13 protein-coding genes are annotated in these 13,759 nt (G+C 57.8%); 7 read left to right on the top strand and 6 right to left on the bottom strand.

From position 1 onward, the window contains the following. Positions 1-58 precede the first annotated feature (58 nt). Positions 59-676 (bottom strand): OmpH/Skp family outer membrane protein, encoded by a 618-nt coding sequence (locus tag IE099_RS13400; protein WP_189570681.1) that lies wholly within the window; start codon positions 674-676, stop codon positions 59-61. A 64-nt stretch (positions 677-740) separates the two neighbouring features. On the opposite strand from IE099_RS13400, the gene panC reads away from it, so the two are divergent. Further along, positions 741-1,592, top strand: a complete 852-nt coding sequence (gene panC / locus IE099_RS13395; RefSeq protein ID WP_189570679.1) for a pantoate--beta-alanine ligase — start codon at positions 741-743, stop codon at positions 1,590-1,592. A gap of 70 nt (positions 1,593-1,662) precedes the next feature. Continuing rightward, on the top strand, positions 1,663-2,634 hold the full coding sequence (locus tag IE099_RS13390) for a sugar phosphate isomerase/epimerase family protein (protein ID WP_189570677.1): 972 nt from the start codon (positions 1,663-1,665) through the stop codon (positions 2,632-2,634). 1 nt (position 2,635) lies between these two features. Here the strand turns inward: IE099_RS13390 and blaOXA are convergent, their stop codons facing one another. Beyond that, positions 2,636-3,433: a class D beta-lactamase gene (blaOXA, locus tag IE099_RS13385; RefSeq protein ID WP_189570675.1), complete on the bottom strand. Its 798-nt coding sequence runs from the start codon at positions 3,431-3,433 to the stop codon at positions 2,636-2,638. Between the two features lie 166 nt (positions 3,434-3,599). Between blaOXA and aroC the strand changes: the two genes are divergently transcribed. Both aroC and IE099_RS13375 read left to right on the top strand, forming a co-directional pair. Beyond that, on the top strand, positions 3,600-4,688 hold the full coding sequence (aroC, locus tag IE099_RS13380) for a chorismate synthase (protein ID WP_189570673.1): 1,089 nt from the start codon (positions 3,600-3,602) through the stop codon (positions 4,686-4,688). 81 nt (positions 4,689-4,769) lie between these two features. Beyond that, complete coding sequence (locus tag IE099_RS13375) at positions 4,770-5,651, top strand: hypothetical protein (RefSeq protein WP_189570671.1); 882 nt, start codon at positions 4,770-4,772, stop codon at positions 5,649-5,651. Positions 5,652-5,655: 4 nt separating this feature from the next. On the opposite strand, the gene IE099_RS13370 is transcribed toward IE099_RS13375, so the two are convergent. The 4 genes from IE099_RS13370 to IE099_RS13355 all read right to left on the bottom strand — a co-directional run bounded on the left by IE099_RS13370 (position 5,656) and on the right by IE099_RS13355 (position 9,579). Next, positions 5,656-6,882 carry a hypothetical protein gene (locus IE099_RS13370; protein ID WP_189570669.1) on the bottom strand — a complete coding sequence of 409 codons (1,227 nt, stop codon included), beginning with the start codon at positions 6,880-6,882 and terminating at the stop codon, positions 5,656-5,658. Between the two features lie 19 nt (positions 6,883-6,901). Continuing rightward, positions 6,902-7,423 carry a hypothetical protein gene (locus IE099_RS13365; RefSeq protein ID WP_189570667.1) on the bottom strand — a complete coding sequence of 174 codons (522 nt, stop codon included), beginning with the start codon at positions 7,421-7,423 and terminating at the stop codon, positions 6,902-6,904. Positions 7,424-7,759: 336 nt separating this feature from the next. Next, positions 7,760-8,803 (bottom strand): hypothetical protein, encoded by a 1,044-nt coding sequence (locus IE099_RS13360; protein ID WP_189570665.1) that lies wholly within the window; start codon positions 8,801-8,803, stop codon positions 7,760-7,762. Continuing rightward, the gene (locus IE099_RS13355) at positions 8,800-9,579 is read right to left on the bottom strand and encodes a ParA family protein (RefSeq protein ID WP_189570663.1); all 780 of its coding nucleotides are present in this window, start codon (positions 9,577-9,579) and stop codon (positions 8,800-8,802) included. Before IE099_RS13355 ends, IE099_RS13360 begins: the two co-directional genes overlap by 4 nt. A 103-nt stretch (positions 9,580-9,682) precedes the next feature. Here IE099_RS13355 and IE099_RS13350 point away from each other — a divergent pair, with 103 nt between their 5' ends. The 3 genes from IE099_RS13350 (at position 9,683) to tsaD (ending at position 13,749) form a co-directional block, all read left to right on the top strand. Continuing rightward, complete coding sequence (locus IE099_RS13350) at positions 9,683-11,899, top strand: DUF255 domain-containing protein (RefSeq protein ID WP_189570661.1); 2,217 nt, start codon at positions 9,683-9,685, stop codon at positions 11,897-11,899. A 62-nt stretch (positions 11,900-11,961) separates the two neighbouring features. Further along, complete coding sequence (locus tag IE099_RS13345) at positions 11,962-12,729, top strand: M48 family metallopeptidase (RefSeq protein ID WP_189570658.1); 768 nt, start codon at positions 11,962-11,964, stop codon at positions 12,727-12,729. Between the two features lie 9 nt (positions 12,730-12,738). Continuing rightward, positions 12,739-13,749 (top strand): tRNA (adenosine(37)-N6)-threonylcarbamoyltransferase complex transferase subunit TsaD, encoded by a 1,011-nt coding sequence (tsaD, locus tag IE099_RS13340; RefSeq protein WP_189570656.1) that lies wholly within the window; start codon positions 12,739-12,741, stop codon positions 13,747-13,749. Positions 13,750-13,759 lie beyond the last annotated feature (10 nt).

Below are 13,759 nucleotides of genomic sequence, written 5' to 3'. Positions count from 1 at the left end.
TCGTCGGGCCAAGACGTTGAAGAGCTTTTGCCCTTCCGTCAACGATTCTGGCAGTCTTTTAACGTTTGCTCGCTGTAGATTTACTCAATTCTTTTCTCATCATTTCGGTCACATCCACCGCGTCACGACAAAACAAGATGGGCGCCACCTGACTGGAATTATCACCCGAAATATCGATGACCATATCGAATCCTTCAGCCTCTCCTTTCTTTGCCACAAACTCCACAATCTCAGCCAAAATCCCCTCCATGCGGCGCAGCATTTGCTCGTTGAGCCTCTGGTTGGCAGAATTCCGCTCGGCCAGCTTCTCATTCTCCGCCAATTGCAGCTCCCTCACCAAGACCGGAAGCTCCCGCTGGGCCTGCGCGATCTCGGTTTCAGTCGCATGCCCTTCCCGAATCTCCAATACGCGGCGGTCAACCACGCGCTTCTTTTCCTGAATCTCGTTGTTGGCGAGCTGGCTCGTCTTTTGAATCTCGGCCCGGGCCAAATCAATCTCCCGCTCGGCGGAAAGGGTCTTGGGATGGCTCTTGAACAGGCTTTGGATATCGACTGTGGCGACCTTGAACTTTTCCTCCACGGCAGGAAGTTCGGCCGCCGTCACCCCTTCCTGAGCTGTCGCCGTGTAGAGGCAAACAGTTGAGAGAGCGAGACAGGCGAATAGGCGAAAGTTCACAAGCCGCAGTTGAAAGTTGCCACCCCGCCATCGCAAGCGGAAACTGCCCGCCCGCCTGTCATCGATGAAGACTTCCACCAACGCCAGCGAACTCCTGTCCTTCCAATCCGAATGGTCCTCCCCGGTCGCCTTTGTCCCCACCATGGGCGCCTTGCACGAGGGGCACTTGAGCCTGTTCCGGCGCGCCCGCGAGTCGGTTGGTGACTCCGGCACGGTCGTGGCCTCCATCTTCGTCAATCCCCTGCAGTTTGATCGCCCCGGGGACTTGAAGAACTATCCCCGGACTCTCGACGATGATTTGGCCTTTTGCCGACAAGAGGGAGTCGACCACGTCTTCCACCCCAATGCGGCGGAATTCTACGCTCCCGATCACTCAATCCAAGTTCTCGAGAAAAGCCTCGCACAACATCTCTGCGGAGCCACCCGCCCGGGTCACTTCGATGGAGTTTGCACCGTGGTGCTCAAACTTTTCAATCTCGTCGCACCGGACTTTGCTGTTTTTGGAAAGAAAGACTACCAACAACTTGCCATCATCCGGCGCATGGTGCGGGACTTGTCCCTGCGAGTCGAAATCATTGCTGCGGAAACCTTTCGAGAGCAGGACGGTCTCGCCATGTCTTCCCGCAATCGCAATCTAACCGCCGATGACCGCGCCGATGCCCCTCGTCTGCGCAAGGCTCTTTTGGCAGCTCAAAACTTGGCCGTGACTGGCGAGCGCAGCCCGGAAAAATACCTTGCCGCCGCCCGCCAGCAACTGAAGGGAGCGCCGGAAAGCTTCCGGGTGGACTATCTCGAGCTCGTCTCGCGTCAAACCCTGCAGCCTCTGGCCTCCGTTAGCGAACCCGCCCTGATGGCAGTGGCCGCCTTCTATGGGGAGGTGCGATTGATCGATAATATCGAAATCACGGCACGCTAGCCGCCGCTCCCGCGTCATTCCCTCACTTCCGGATTGGACCTTGGCCAGACTCTGGGCAAAGCTTCTGCCGATGCTTGCTTTCTCCACCTGCTGGAACAATTCGCGCCACAGTGATGGCGAAGAAATGGTGGATGAGATTCTGGAACTGGGCTTCGACCATCTGGAACTCTCCCACGGAATGACCATTGCCAAGCTGCCGGGACTCCAGCGAGCCTATCAGGCGGGGAAATTCACTTGCGTGGGCGTGCACAACTACTTCCCCTCCCCGACGGAGGTGATGATCGACGCCCCGGATGCCTACGAGTTCACCTCCTATCGGCCGAACGAGCGGGAACGGGCGATGACGATGACCCTGAAGACCCTCGATATCGCGGCCGAATTCGAGGCCTCCTACGTGGTTCTGCACATGGGCTCCATCCCGCAAATGCCACACAAGAAGTGGACCGGCAAATTGACCACAATGGTTAAGGACGGGGAGCAAGACAACGCGGACTACGTCAAACACAAGCTCAAGTGCGTGAAAAAGAGGGAGAAGCACGGACCTCTCTATTTTGAGCGCGCTTGCAATACCTTGGAAACCCTGGCCGAACGAGCTGCCGAGCTGAACCTGAAGCTCGCGATTGAGTCACGCTCCAAGTATGAAGACATGCCGACAGAGCGCGAGATGATCGCGCTGCAAGAACGGTTCAAGGACCACCCCAATGTGGTCTACTGGCACGACTTCGGCCATGTCCAATTGAAGCACAATCTCGGGCTACTGGACCACGCCGACTGGTTGCGCAAGATGCAGCCCTATCTCTTTGGCGCGCATGTGCACGATGTCGAGTGGCCTGCCCGCGACCACCGGGTTCCCTTCACCGGCGAGCTCAAATACGACGAGCTCTTTCCCTTCTTCCCCAAGGACGCCCCCCTCACCTGGGAGCTCTCCCCCACGCGGAAGGCTGAGCAAATCAGCTCGGCTCTCGAGATTTGGAAAAAGCTTTATCCGGAGACCTTGGTCAAAAACATGCGGGCTCCGAACACCCCCAATCCCCAGGTCTAGTTCACAGCGCTGACAAGGACTCGAGAATCTCACGCGCAATTCCCTCCCGCTTCGGAAGGTCTTCCATTCGCTGGGGAGTATCAATATTGAGCGCGAAAAAGACCGCTCCCTCGGGGTGCTCCACCCAGCCAACCCACCAGCCCACGGAACCATTCCACCCGGTCTTGGCACGGAGAATCCAGCTCTTTTTAGCCTCCACAATCATCACGTCTTTGACCAAGCGCTGATGCTCCTTTGAAAAAGGCAACTGGTTGCGATAGAGCTTTTGAAGAAAGGCGATTTGCTCAAAGGCGGAGATCCGAAGGTCCCCTTCCAGCCAGAACGGTTGCTCTCCACTCGGGCTTTGATTTCCATAGCCAGACCTTTCCAAATACTCCTTCTCCCGTTCTTCACCTATCTCTTCGGCAAAGCGTTCATAGACCCACACCACGGAATTCCGCATCGAACTCCGCAGGTTCTGGTCACCATTCCACGCCTCCAGCCACCTCTTCTTTCCGTCCCAGGGAAACACTTGAAACTCGTCTCTAACAACCCCCGCATCGAGCGCAAACAGGGCGTGTGGAATCTTGAAAGTGGAAGCCGGACAGAAACGCGTCCCTGCCCGTCCGCGATCAAAAACCAGGGAGACTGGCTCGTCCTTCCGCTCATCGACAATCACGATAGTACCTTTGACATTTTGCCGATGAAAAACTTTCTCCCACTCCGGTTTCGCAGCCCCTTCTTCGCCCCATCCGGAAAGAGCTGTTAGAACGACGAACAAGAAAGCCTTCAGCGCGGGACGGAAATTGGACAAGGACATAAACAGTGTTGATAACCGGGAAGCGCCAGAATGGAACACTGGGCTGCCCATGACCATTCAAATGCGAGGGATCACCCTCAACCTCTTGGTCGACAGACTATCCGCACACGAACTTTGCTAAGAAATGTCCTTTCTCCAAAGGAAGAGATTTCGTTAGGGTCTGCCCGTGGGCAATACTTTCGGAACCCTTTTTAGAATTACGACTTTCGGCGAATCTCATGGCGGAGGGGTTGGCGTGATCATTGATGGCTGCCCTCCCGGGATCGCGGTCACTCAGGAGATGATTCAGCACGAACTCGACCGTCGGCGCCCGGGCCAGTCGGAGATCGTGACGCCCCGTAACGAGGCGGACTCTTGCGAGATTCTCTCTGGCATTCACGAGGGCTTTACCTTGGGCACCCCGATTTCCATCCACGTCCGAAACAAGGACCAGCGTCCGGGAGCTTACGACGAAATGGCGGTGAAATACCGTCCCTCCCACGCGGACTACACCTACGACGCCAAATTCGGTCGCCGCAATCCCAACGGCGGAGGTCGCTCCTCGGCCCGCGAAACCATTGGCCGCGTGGCGGCAGCGGCAGTAGCGAAAGAAGTTCTCAAAGTCCTCGCGCCCGGACTGGAGACCCTTGCCTGGGTCTCGCGTGTGAAAGACTTGCAGGCCAATGTCGATCCCGAGACGGTGACCTCGGAAATGATCGAGTCCAACATCGTCCGCACCGGCGATCCCGCGATGGTTGAGGAAATGATCGAACTCATCAAGGCCACCCGCAAGGACGGCAACTCCATCGGCGGCGTCGTGGAAGCCGTCGTGCGCAACTGCCCGGCGGGACTGGGCGCTCCGGTCTTCGACCGCATGGAGGCGGACTTGGCCAAGGCCATGATGTCGCTGCCTGCGACCAAAGGCTTCGAGGTGGGCTCGGGCTTTGCCGGCACCTACCTCACCGGCCGCGAGCACAATGACCCCTTCTACATGGACGGCGAACGCGTGCGCACCCGCTCCAACAACTCCGGTGGAGTGCAGGGCGGCATCACCAATGGCGAAAACATCGTCTTCCGCACCGCCTTCAAGCCCGTCGCGACGATCATGACCTCGCAGGAAACCGTCTCCTCCGCCAAGGAAGAGACCGAGCTCAAGGGCAAAGGTCGCCACGACCCCTGCGTCCTTCCCCGGGCCGTTCCGATTGTGGAAGCCATGACCAACCTGGTCGTTCTGGACCACCTCCTGCGCCAGCGGGCCCAGTGCGGGATCGCGTGACCAGCCTTTCGGTCTCCAGTTCGATTTCCAAGGACGTTGTTTCGGGTTTCGCTCTGCGAAAATCCGGATAAGCTTTTTGCCATGGACTTTCTCGACAAGATCCCGCTCGACCAGACGGCATTGACTATTGCGATGGTGGCCATCGTGCTCGCCTTCGCCCTCGTCTCCATCATCAAGGGCATCATCAAGACCATTGTCATGCTAATTAGCCTGACGATCGCAGCAGCTGCCTTCCTTTTCGGCTTCCTCCAGTCGCCTCCTTACATCGAACAGTTTATTCCCGAAGCGGCCGGCTGGATGCCTCTGCTGGCCGGTGGACTTTGTGCTCTCATGGCGCTCGTTCTCATCCAACTTTTCCTCGGGGTTATTTCAGGAAAGTCCAAGCCCAAGAAGAAACAGAAGCCTGCCAGCGACTCCGGTGGAGAGAGCAAAGGAGGTAAGACCAGCCGCAACCCACTCGCCCCCATTTTCGGGCTCTTTCTCGGAGTCGTTGCCCTCTACGGAGCGATGACAGCCCTCCGCTACTTTGGCACCGCGGCAGAACTGGAGCACCTCCAGACTTATGTCAACGAGGGGGCGGAAAAGGCTGGTGAGACCCCGCTCATCGTGCAAGCCAAGCAATGGCTCGACGACTCCCCCATTGCCACCTGGCAGGAGAAAATCGATCTGCTGAATACCTCGGACTACCGCGCCCGCTTGAATCTCGCAAAGCTCATCATCATCTCGGGAGACAAAGCCGACCTCGCGAAAGCCCTGCAGACTGAGGAGAACAAAGAAGTCTTCAAGATCCCGGAGATCAACGCGGTGACCCTAACCGGAGATGACTTGAGGAAACTCTGTAAAGATTACGACTTTCAAGCTCTCTTCGAAGACGAGCGCTTCCAACGCCTCACCAAGAAGCCGTCCACCCGCCGGGAGCTCTTGAAGGTGAAGCTCAGCGAGTTTCTGGGAGAAGAGAAGTAATCCTTCATTCATTAAGGCTCATAATCGAGGCCCTCACCCCGATGGCTGAACGGGCAATTGGCACCACCCATCCCCCCTGAGTGAGGTTGCCGTTGGAGTCATACTGCCCTCCGACTTCCCAACCGATCCCCGGGGTGTAGGTCACCATCCAGATCGCATATCGTCCCGGGCCGGAGAAGATTTCACCCCAGTCGGTCACGGTAATCGAGTAGTCGTGGCAACTGTCTTCGTTGAAAACCTTGCTCGTTCCACCAACCCAACTTCCACCCCAGGGATACGGTTTGGCCGCATCGTTGATGATGATTCCGACAGTCGTCGAGGGATAAAGATCATACCAAGAGAAAGTGATCTCCGGAGGTGCCCCTTGATAGGTCACCTTGTCCGGCGCCCCCGCGTAGTCCTCCTCTGGATACACCGGTTCCTCCGGCCGCGCCACCTGTTGGCCCAGACTTCCAGTGAACTCGTAGGGCAGGAAGGTTGGGTCCTCCATTCCCTCCATCTTACACCCCCAAACCGGCCACACCTGAACCGCGACTTCCTCAAGGGCGGCCCCTGCAAAACCAGCATCTGCCAGAGAGCGAACCACAAAGTGCTCTTCCCCTCTCGCCTTTTCCGGCCTGTCGGGGCTCAAGGTAGAGTAGAAGGTCAAGTCGCCGGCATCCAAAGGAAAGGTCCCATTCCCCACGAGAGACAATTCGGTATGAGCCGGACTGCTAACTTCGTTGCCCGGTAAAGAATTGGAGTGCTCGGGGTACGCTTCGGAAAAGCGCTGAAGCCGAACCTCGCGCGCCGCCAACTGCACCGCCGAGGGGTCGATCTCAAGCGAACCTTCCTCGAAAAGACCGCTCACAGTCACCTCCAACTCAATCGGACGATCCGCACGCACTCGGAGCGTCGTCGACTCCGTATCATGCGTTCGCACCGTCACTTCCGCCCGGGGAAGATAGGTCCCGACCGCAACTTGATCGAGATACCAATCCATAAAAGAAGGCTGGGATTGAATCGTTGACAGAATGAAGACCGCGCCCCCTTCTGGCACGGGTTCGCCAATGAGATGATCGTAGCCTTGGCTCGGCACGGTGCCTGGCATCCGCCAAATCAAGGGCGGGTTGTCGTCCGTGCTGAGCTCAACCATCTCAATGACATTGGTGTATCCGGCTTGAGCTCCCAGATACCCGGGAATAACCAGGAGAAATCCGCCCGCAACCAGGCGAAAGCAATTCGTTTTCATAGTGTTGTTCCTGTTCCGACTATTTAACGACTACCTCTTCCTCTTGATAGGGCCGGGTCGAGATCGGCCCCCCCCTGAAAACTGAGATAACGGTCCGTCCACACGTGGCAAAGCTCTTCCGAGTGTCCTCCGAGATGGGAGACTTTCCCCGAGCCTGCTGCAGTGAAACTCCATAGGTCACCAACCAACCACGATTGCGCTCGATGAACCGGTTGAAATCGAGATACGTCCCTTTCGACTCTGCCCCGAGCCGATTCTTGTGCTCGGGTGCGGCATACAACACGGCGCCTTTTGGCACACAGGTCCAATGGCGCTCGCTGACGATGATGGTCGAGCGGTCCAGGATTCCGGATTGGGTGGGATGCGATTTATTTTCCTTGGGCACGCTGGGCTTCAACTTGGCCTGACGAGCTTCAGAAGCCGCCCGGGCCGCCAAGAGTTCCTCCCGGCTCAACTGCCGGCCTTCCTGCCCCCAACTCCCTGAAGAACCCAGAGAAAGGGCAGCCACAATAGCTATCATATGCGATACTTGATTTTGCATGGTCATGTTGGGTTTCAGATTTGAGAAAAACCAAGTCGCCCCGCCTATCCCCATTCTCTTCCCCTAAGGTTTGAAAACTGGCAAAAGCAAGAGAACCCTCGATTCATCCTAGTCTGCACGCCAGCGGCAACGCTCACTGACATAGACATTTATGACACATTAACATCCAACAAAACAACACTTTCTGCAATTTAATGGAAATCAATCAAGTTATAAATATTCCGACTTTTCGCTATCAAAATTTGCCACGCTCGTTTTGAGCCCCCCTTCAATCGAAGTTCGCTAGCTCTCCGGGAAAAGTCAGTAGCGCCATTCACCTCGCCCGAGACCAGCGGCTCAAGAACGGCGGGCCGCGCTTCGAATCAGCCGAGCATTCGCCACCTCCTCGAGGCCTTTTCGGATCTCGTGAATCAGATCCTCGGGCAGCGGATGCTCAACCACCAGACCAAGGATCAAAATACCAAACTGCGAGGGCGTCGGAACGACCTCCAGAATCGAGTCTTCACCAATACGGACATGCAGACTCCCTAGCTCAGACTCCCCGGACGAACCGGAGCCGGAAGCCCCTGCCAGCGAGCGGGCCACTTGGATCAATTTCGGGTTGGACAGCTCGTCGATCAAAATTTTGCCCTCGCTGTTAGAAACGAAAAAGTTACGGACTCCCACCGGCCCCTTCAGCCATTTGCCAAATTGAATCACCCGGGCCAAAATCGGGTCGTCACCCGAGGGTGCAGGAGGACGCTTGAGCTTATTGACCGAGATCGGAGGGTGGGAAGGCGCGGCTATGGGCTCCTGGGCCTCCTCGACCTTACTCTCGATGTCGCTCACCCGCCGGAAGGGAGAATGAATCGGCCGGGCTTCCTGAACGGGTGGAGAGGAAACACTCACCGCCTCATCACCGGCGTCCGGAGAAACGGATGGCGGTGGGGTGGGACGGGCACTTCGAATCACTCCCCCGGCCCGACCTTCCGCCTGAGCTTTTTTCAAAAACTGGACCGCAGACCGCATCACGGACGGCGAAGGATTTGTCGACGACGCCTCCACCGCTGGCGAACTCGGAGCCGCCTGCACTTCCTCCTTGGGCGAGGCCGCCGGCACCTCTGCCTCAGAGAAGACGGGTCGCGCGGAAGCGGGTTGAACAGCAGCTTGGGAAGTCGTCTCTACGGGCGAGGCTGCCGGAGCAGGTGGCAAGGCCGTAGGAGCCACTGGTGCGGATCCCCGGGTAGGCTCGGCCTGCACCTCGCGGGCAAAGCCCTCGAACTGACTGCCAAAATCGACCTCAAGGCGGTCCAACTCGTGCCCGAAAGGACGGCTCAAGAGAGACTCGGCCAAGCGCCGCATCTCGTCCTTATCCACCCAAGCTGAAATCGAATCGCTCATTTTCTCTGCGCCATCGCGGTTAGCTTAGCCTCCACCTCCATTCGGACTCGATCGAAGACCGCCATCGCTCCCGCTCCGTTCTCCATCGCGCCCACCGGGAGCCCCCGGGCACTAGCTCGAATGAAAAGATCATCCCGGGGAATCATGGTTTGAAAGAGGAGCTCCGAAGGAAGAATGTCCTTCAAGGACTGAGCAGCCTCGCGACTCTCAGCCAAGCCCGGCTGCATCATGGTCAGCAAAAGGCCCAAAACCGACAACTCGGGATTGACCACCCTCATGCGGGCAAGAACCGACATCAGCTTTGGCACGGATCGAATACCCAGCGGCTCGGCCTGCTGCGGAATGATAACCGCCGAAGAAGCAGACAAGACATCCGCAGTCGCGCCAAAGAGACCAGCCGCGGTATCGACGATACAGACCTCATAGCCCTTGCCCTCCACACTGCGTAGAAACTCGCGAACCCGATGGAGGGTGACACCCATCTCCCCTCCGCCCAGCTCATAGTCGCTGGTTTGCCCCGCCGCGACCAAACTCAGGGTCTCCAGCCGGGTAGGCACAATCAACCGATCGATGGGGTAGACCGGATCAGCCATCAAATCATAGAACCCGGGCAGGACACGGGACTGCCGGGTCAAAGACAGCCCGACCGACCCCTGGGGATCGGCATCCACCAACAAGGTCTTTCGCCCGTTTCGGGCAAAAGAGTGCGCAAGATTGATGCAGAGGGTCGTTTTCCCGACTCCCCCTTTTTGGCTCGATACAGCTATCGTAATCACTTCGTTAGACGGAATACTTGTGCAGCCGGGCCTATCTAAAAAGCATTTTCTTGGGCAACGGGATGCCGTTGACATTCCTGAGCTGAGTTGTCATCAAAGAAGGGTGAAATTTCCCCTTGTTCTCCCTTCGATAGCTCTTTTGATCGGTCTATCAGCTTGCAAGGAGAATGACAAAGCCGAGGTCGTCGAAGAACCTGAGAATACTGAATTCTTCGAAACCGCACCCATCAAGGTCCCCGAGCTGAGCCGCAACGGTCTCGCGACCGAGCCCACCAGTTTTCTGCGCAAACAGGCGACGTCCAAGATCAATTGGCAACCCTGGTCCACCGACATCCTCGAACAAGCCCACGACTCGCAAAAGATGATTTTCGTCTTCGTGGGCTCCACCGTCCACCCCCTTTCCCAATCTCTGCTCACCCAATTGGAAAGCAAGTTCGGTCAGGAGATCAACGAGGACTATTTGCCTGCTCTCGCTGATTCTGAAAGCGACCCTTCGCTCACGCTCGCTTGCTACCTTCTCTCCAACGAGCGCCGGGACCCCATCTCATTCCCCTACCTCCTCTGGCTCAGCCACGAGGGCAACCCGGTCGCTTGGATTCCGATCAACGCCAGAAGCGGAGACGACTTTCTTTTAGGATTTCGCAATGCCCAGAACACGGTGCAAGCCATCCGGGAGAAGTCCAACCGCTACGTGATCGAGAACAGCCGCTACGACAATGATGGGCGTCTTGATCGAATCGACAAGGCATTGACCTTAACCGAGGAAGCGGAAGAACAAGCGAGCCAGGCCACCCTTTCGGAGCTCTTCCTCGCGGCCCAGTCCCTTTGTGATCTCTACGATAATCTCAATCAAGCCTTCGACAATACCGGGGGCATTCCGCCCGGGCATTTGATTACGACCTTGGCTCGCATCGCCCACCATCCGGCCTGCCCTCCCCGCCTGAGAGAAACTGCCACCGAAGCGACCCGAGACTCCATCAAACTCCTCGTTCAATCAGCCATTCGCGATCCCCTTGACAACTACTTCTTCGTTCGCCGAAGCAGCCGCACCTTTGCGATTCCCGCCTTGAGCAAAAAGCTCGAAACCCAAGCGGAAATGCTATCGGCCATGACCAGCAGCCCACAGACCCCGGCGACCGAACGCGCGGTGCGGGATCTCCTCGACGCCTTGGCCAACCGTCCCCTCTCAAACTACGCCGTGCGCCCCGGCGAAACCGAGGACCTCGGCTATGTCTGGAGTATCGACGAGCTTTCCAAAATCCTAAGCGAAGATGAACTGGCAATCGCCAAGTCCGCCTTCCAACTACGGGCCCTCGGCAATGTGCCCAATCCCGACGACCCGTCCCGAAAGTTCTTCCGACGCAATACTCTGGGACTCAAAAAATTCGGCGAAGAACTCGCCCGGGCCACCGACCGCAGCCCGGAAGAAGCCGAGGCCCTTCTCGCCAGCGCCAAAGATAAAATCCTCGCTCGCCGCAACGAAATTCTCCAAGCCAGCGATGGCACCCTTGTCGAAGGCACGTCCGTTCTAACCACCAAGGCCCGCCTCCTCACCGCCCTGTCGCGCGCTCAGTCCTCCAATCCCTCTCCCGCTACTTTGGCCGCGGTCGAGAGTCTGGGGAACGAGATCCTGACCCGCTTTCAACAGGAAGACGGACACCTCCTGCGCATTCCCAGCCAAGAGGGAAATCGAGCGGTGCCCGGCTTCGGATCCGATTACGCCCTGACTATCGACGCCCTTCTGGAATGGTATCGGGTCAGCTGGAATCCCGATCTCCTGCAAACCGCGAGCCAGCTTTCCACCATTCTGTTAGAAGAGTTTACCAACGAAAAACACCGACTGCTGGAAAGAGCTGTCGACGAGCAAGTTCTCACCTTCCCAAGCCATGGCGAGTCCATGATCTTCGGTCCATCTCTATGGGGCACCGCCTACGGAGTCCTCACTCGAATGGCCTCCCTGGGATTCGAACACACCAAACTCGCGCCAGTCCTGGAAGAGATCACTCCCTACCTGACCAGTAGCCTGAAGTTCTTGCCAGTGGTCCACACCGACTACCTCTATGCCGCAATCAACAACTTCGATGGTTACGTCCTGGTCCTTTCCAAAGACGCGGCTTCCAATGAGAAAGCGACCTTGATGAACCCTCTGGCGACGGCCGAATTCGATTGCGTCGCAGTCACTATCGAAGGCGATTCGCTACGGGAACTTTCCCCCTTGGGAGGCTCGGCCGGGGTGCTTTTAAAAGATGGTGAAAAGGTTGCTAGCTTCGCCGCGGCCTCGGAGATTATCGACGGTGTTCGCCGCGAAATTGCCAAGTAGTCGCAGCCAAAAAGCCGTTCCCAAAAATTGACAGTGCCACCCCCTGCTCGCACACTGCCGGTATGATTTTCCGGCGTTATCTCCCCCTTGCCCTTCCCCTCGCGATCCTGTCCTGTGCCGCTCCCAGCGCCTTGGGGCCTAATGGTTCGGTTGCTATCCGCCCCTCTTCACCCACTCTCGTGACACAAGGCGCGCAAGCCTTCAAACAGATGAAGGCCTCCAAGCGCCTTTCCACCAATGCGACCTACCGCAGCCAGGTCAATCGGGTGGCCAGTCGATTGACCCAAGTCATCAACCTGCCCAACGCCCAATGGGAGTTCGTGGTCTTTGAAGACTCCACCCCCAATGCCTTCGCCCTTCCCGGCGGAAAAGTGGGCGTCAATTCGGGGCTTTTCCAAATCACCCAAAACGACGCGGGCCTCGCCACGGTCCTGGCCCACGAAATTGCGCACGTGACCTCCAATCACGCGGATGCCCGTATCAAGAATCAGACCGGCATCGGTCTGGGCGCAGCGGTCTTGGGAAGCATCATCGGGGGCGAAAGCGCGGAGTCTGCCACCCAGCTACTCGGCAGCGCGGGCAACATTGCCTTCGGCCTGACCTTCTCCCGCTCCCAGGAGCTGGAAGCCGATCGCATCGGCACCCTCTTCATGGCCCGCGCAGGCTACGATCCCAACGAGGCGGTCGCCATGTGGCAACGCTTTGCGGCCTACAACAATGCCAACGGCAGTCAGGGCGCCGAGTTCCTCCGCACCCACCCCCTCAACGAAACCCGCATTGCCGCTTTGCGCGAATTCCTCCCCGTCGCTCAGAAGGAATACCGCAACTAACCCTCCCTGATGCCTCTCCTCGCCATCGAATCATCCTGCGACGAAACCGCAGTCGCCATCTACGGGAAATCTAGTAGTTCAGACAACAACGGCCTTCTCGCCTCTCTCATTTCTTCTCAAATCGAGCTCCACAAAGACCTCGGTGGCGTGGTTCCCGAGCTCGCCTCGCGCAACCATACCCAGCGTATCAGCCCCTTGGTCGCCGAAGCCCTGGAAAAGGCCGGCTTGGGCGCTCAGGAAATTGACGCCTTTGCTGCCACGGGAGGCCCCGGCTTGGCTTCCTCCCTCACCGTCGGGCACTCCTTTGCCAAGGGACTGGCGCTTGCTGCGAAAAAGCCCTTTCTCTCGGTCAATCACATGGAGGGCCACCTGCTCAGTCCCTTCGTAGGCGAGGAACAAATCCCTCCCCACCTCGCCCTCATCGTCTCCGGCGGTCACACTCTCCTCATTCGGGTTCGGTTGGTGGGCGACTACCAACTCTTGGGACAAACCCTCGACGACGCGGCAGGAGAAGCCTTCGACAAAGTCGCTAAGATGCTCGAGCTGCCCTATCCCGGTGGCCCCGAAATCGAAAAGCTGGCCAAGACCGGAGACCCCACCGCCTTCGACTTTCCCCGCTCGATGCTCAACGAGAACAACCTCGACTTTTCCTTTTCAGGGTTAAAGACCTCCGTCCTCTACACCCTCAAAAAGCTCCCCAATCCCCGCGAACGCCTTCCCGACCTTTGCGCCTCCTTCCAAGCCGCGGTCTTCGAGGTCCTCATCGCCAAGGCACTGCGCGCCGCCCGCCGGGAGAAGCTTTCCTTAGTCACTCTTTCGGGAGGTGTCTCCTGCAATGCGACCTTGCGCGAACAACTTTCTGCAGCCTGTCACGAAGAAGGCCTGACCTTTCGGTCCAGTCCGCCCAGTCTCTCCACCGACAACGCTGCCATGATTGCCTTTGCCGCCTATCACCGCCTGCGCGCGGGGCAGACTTCTTCTCTCTCGACCGACATCGATCCCAATCTCAAACTCGCCTAACAACTCTCTC

The sequence above is a fragment of the Roseibacillus persicicus genome, from assembly GCF_014651675.1.
GTDB lineage: Bacteria > Verrucomicrobiota > Verrucomicrobiia > Verrucomicrobiales > Akkermansiaceae > Roseibacillus > Roseibacillus persicicus.
This window is presented reverse-complemented; position numbering and strand designations above follow the sequence as displayed.

Coding starts and splice junctions, on each gene's coding strand:
- panC (WP_189570679.1), top strand. CDS start 741: ATGAAGACTTCCACCAACGCCAGCGAACTCCTGTCCTTCCAATCCGAA.
- IE099_RS13365 (WP_189570667.1), bottom strand. CDS start 7,423: ATGCAAAATCAAGTATCGCATATGATAGCTATTGTGGCTGCCCTTTCT.
- IE099_RS13360 (WP_189570665.1), bottom strand. CDS start 8,803: ATGAGCGATTCGATTTCAGCTTGGGTGGATAAGGACGAGATGCGGCGC.
- IE099_RS13390 (WP_189570677.1), top strand. CDS start 1,663: ATGCTTGCTTTCTCCACCTGCTGGAACAATTCGCGCCACAGTGATGGC.
- blaOXA (WP_189570675.1), bottom strand. CDS start 3,433: ATGTCCTTGTCCAATTTCCGTCCCGCGCTGAAGGCTTTCTTGTTCGTC.
- IE099_RS13370 (WP_189570669.1), bottom strand. CDS start 6,882: ATGAAAACGAATTGCTTTCGCCTGGTTGCGGGCGGATTTCTCCTGGTT.
- IE099_RS13375 (WP_189570671.1), top strand. CDS start 4,770: ATGGACTTTCTCGACAAGATCCCGCTCGACCAGACGGCATTGACTATT.
- tsaD (WP_189570656.1), top strand. CDS start 12,739: ATGCCTCTCCTCGCCATCGAATCATCCTGCGACGAAACCGCAGTCGCC.
- IE099_RS13345 (WP_189570658.1), top strand. CDS start 11,962: ATGATTTTCCGGCGTTATCTCCCCCTTGCCCTTCCCCTCGCGATCCTG.